This is a genomic window from Streptomyces sp. NPDC059567, assembly GCF_042735655.1.
GTDB lineage: Bacteria > Actinomycetota > Actinomycetes > Streptomycetales > Streptomycetaceae > Streptomyces.
On sequence record NZ_JBHWBS010000073.1, the window covers coordinates 22,767 to 24,179 of the forward strand.

Annotated in this window: 1 protein-coding gene; it reads left to right on the forward strand. The window is 76.7% G+C overall.

Translation table 11 applies throughout. The annotated features are described in order from the left end of the window. The first annotated feature begins 346 nt into the window (after nt 1–346). Nucleotides 347–1,282: a DMT family transporter gene (locus ACFVZW_RS26670; protein WP_384526117.1), complete on the forward strand. Its 936-nt coding sequence runs from the start codon at nt 347–349 to the stop codon at nt 1,280–1,282. Nucleotides 1,283–1,413: the final 131 nt, after the last annotated feature.

Consider the following 1,413-nt stretch of genomic DNA (forward strand, 5'->3'; position numbering starts at 1 on the left):
GCCCACGCTGCGGGGGGGGGGGGGGGGGGCGGGGGGGGCGGCGTGGGGGGGCGCGGGTGGGGGGGGGGGGCCCGCCCCCCCCCCGGGGGCAGGGTCCGGGGCCGGTGCGAGCGACCCGGAAGCCGAGTTGTCCGCCGGTCGGACCGCCCCGTAGGGTGCCGATCATGCATTCGACCGTACTTCCGCCCCCTGCCGCTTAGGCGCGGGCGGCACTCTCCCTGACGAAGACCGGGCTCGGGCAGTCCCCGAGCGGCTCGTCGCTGCCCGCATGCGGACTCGAGCGACCACACCACCCCGTCTTCACACGGAGAAGCACGTGTCGAACTCCTCCACGTCCGCGGCAGACATGCCTGCCATCGGGCGCAGTCTCCTCTATCTGATCGTCGCCGGCGTCGCCTGGGGCACGGCCGGGGCCGCGGCCTCGCTGATGTTCCGGGTCAGTGACATGGGCCCGCTGGCGCTGTCCTTCTGGCGCTGCGTCGGCGGCCTGGTCCTGCTGCTCGGGGCGCTGGCCCTGCGGCCAGGACGACCCGCCGCCCAGGCGGTGGAACCGCGCAGGCGACGGCTGATCCGCGTCCTCGGTACGGGGATCGGGCTGACCGTCTTCCAGAGCGCCTACTTCGCCGCCGTCGAGGCGACCGGGCTGGCCGTCGGCACCGTCGTCACGCTGGGCGCGGGCCCCGTACTCATCGCGCTCGGCGCCAGGCTCACCATGGGCGAACGGCTCGGCGGCGGTGGCGCGGCCGCCGTGGGCGGGGCGCTCGCGGGACTGGCCGTCCTCGTTCTGGGCGGCGAGAGCGGCGAGGTCAGGCCGCTCGGCGTGGGCTTCGCGGTGCTCTCCGCCGCCGGGTACGCGGCCATCACCCTGCTGACCCGGTGGCTCGGCCGCGACGGCGGTGGCTCCGACGCGCTGTCGACGACCACCTGGGCCTTCGCCATCGGCGCGGTGGGGCTGCTGCCGATGGCGGCCGTCGAGGGCCTGTTCCCGCACACCGACCAGCCCGTGCAGGTGCTCGGACTGCTGGTGTACGTGGCGGCGGTGCCGACCGCGCTCGCCTACGCGCTCTACTTCGCCGGGGCGGCGGTGGTCCGCGCGGCGACCGTGTCCGTGATCATGCTGCTCGAACCGGTGAGCGCGGCGGCGATCGCGGTGACCGTGCTGGGGGAGGAGCTGACCGCCGCCACCGTGGTGGGCACGTTGCTGCTGCTCACGGCGGTGACGGGGCTCGCTTTCGCGGAGGCGCGGGACGCCGCTGTGCGGCGCGCGGAGGCCCCGGCCTAGTCCGGCGGGGTGGGGGCGGCCCGGTGGGGAGTGTCCACCCTGCCCCCCCCCCCCGCGGGCCCCCACCAAGGGTGGCACCCCCCCCCCCCCAGACCCCCCCCCCCCCCACCTCACACCCCCCCCCCAGCAGG

Excerpts from the sequence above, each read along its gene's own strand:
- ACFVZW_RS26670 (WP_384526117.1), top strand. The coding sequence starts at position 347 with ATGCCTGCCATCGGGCGCAGTCTCCTCTATCTGATCGTCGCCGGCGTC.